This window comes from Enterococcus sp. HMSC061C05, from assembly GCF_001814765.1.
Taxonomy (GTDB): domain Bacteria; phylum Bacillota; class Bacilli; order Lactobacillales; family Enterococcaceae; genus Enterococcus_B; species Enterococcus_B lactis.
Window position 1 is genome coordinate 1 of sequence record NZ_KV817741.1, and the last position, 1894, is coordinate 1894.

A 1894-nucleotide genomic window follows, 5' to 3' on the forward strand; every position below is an offset into this window, starting at 1 on the left:
ACCTCTTTCTTAAACGGTGTTCAATCAGCTAACCACTTCTGTCGCACTCTCTTTTAGTATATACACAGATGTAAGCGGTTTATATTGGTATTCTATGAGAAAGCTAATTTGATTCCATGTAGATCATTGACTTAAATGAAAAAATCAATTATTTTAATAGATAAACTAAATTAGAGGAGTGGTACTAAAAATGTCCAACTGGGAAACAAAGTTCACGAAAAAAGGATTTACTTTTGATGATGTCTTATTGATACCAGCAGAAAGTCACGTGTTACCAAACGAAGTGGATATGAGCGTACAATTAGCTAAAAATATTAAGTTGAATATTCCAATCATCAGTGCAAGTATGGATACCGTTACCGACAGCAAGATGGCCATCGCTATGGCAAGACAAGGCGGATTAGGTGTGATCCATAAAAACATGACGATCAGCCAGCAAGCGGATGAAGTAAGAAAAGTCAAACGTTCTGAAAGTGGCGTCATCATTGATCCGTTCTTCTTAACGCCACAGCATCTTGTAGCAGACGCAGAAGAATTGATGAGCAAATACCGTATCAGTGGTGTGCCGATCGTTGAAACACTTGAAAACAGAAAATTGGTAGGGATCATTACAAACCGCGACATGCGTTTTGTAACAGATTACCACATGCCGATTGCTGATGTGATGACAAAAGACAACTTAGTGACTGCCCCAGTAGGTACCTCTCTAAAAGATGCAGAAAAGATTTTGCAAAAACATAAAATCGAAAAATTACCAATCGTTGATAACGAAGGTCGTTTAAGCGGATTGATCACGATCAAAGATATCGAGAAAGTGATCGAATTTCCAAATGCAGCAAAAGATGAACATGGTCGATTGCTTGTAGCAGCAGCTGTTGGTGTAACAAGCGATACATTCGAGCGTGCGAATGCTTTATTAGAAGCAGGGGTAGATGCAATCATCATCGATACAGCTCATGGACATAGTGCAGGTGTAATCCGAAAAATCCAAGAAATCCGTTCAACTTTTGCAGATGCAACATTGATTGCTGGGAACGTTGCGACGGCTGAAGCGACAAAAGCTTTATATGATGCAGGGGTGGATGTCGTAAAAGTCGGTATCGGACCAGGATCGATTTGTACGACACGTGTGGTAGCTGGTGTAGGTGTACCTCAGCTCACAGCCATCTATGATGCAGCATCAGTTGCTCGTCAATATGGCAAAGCGATTATTGCAGACGGAGGAATCAAGTACTCTGGTGACATCGTCAAAGCATTAGCTGCCGGCGGACATGCAGTTATGTTAGGCAGCATGTTGGCGGGGACAGATGAATCACCAGGTGAATTCGAAATCTTCCAAGGACGTCGATTCAAAACATACCGAGGTATGGGTTCATTAGGCGCGATGGAAAAAGGTTCAAAAGACCGTTACTTCCAAGGTAGTGTCAATGAAGCAAATAAATTAGTACCAGAAGGAATCGAAGGTCGGGTTGCTTACAAAGGAAGTGTTGCAGACATTATTTTCCAAATGATCGGCGGTTTGCGTTCAGGAATGGGTTATGTTGGGGCAGCCAATTTACAGCAATTACGTGATGAAGCGCAATTCATCCAAATGAGCGGCAGCGGATTAAAAGAATCACACCCTCATGATGTACAAATCACGAAAGAAGCACCAAACTATTCAGTTGAATCTTAAAAATACTAAAAAGGAGTGGTAACACATGTTGTGTCACCACTCTTTTTTTGAATAAAAAATGTTTCCTTGCCAACTCCGAATCACAAGTACAATATTCATAAAATATGAAGAGCTGTTTTTTGAAATTACTCCTTGTGGTTTGGAGCGAAACGGCAGGCTTACGACTTCTTGGTAAACGGTGTTCTCCTGCCAATTCCTCGGTCACAAGTCACAATATTC

General features: G+C 41.1%; 1 protein-coding gene. It reads left to right on the top strand.

Features of this window, described 5'->3' with window-relative positions; translation table 11 throughout:
- The first annotated feature begins 190 nt into the window (after positions 1–190).
- Entirely contained in the window at positions 191–1675 is a 1485-nt protein-coding gene (gene guaB, locus HMPREF2988_RS07025; protein WP_002293341.1) for an IMP dehydrogenase, read from the top strand.
- Positions 1676–1894: the final 219 nt, after the last annotated feature.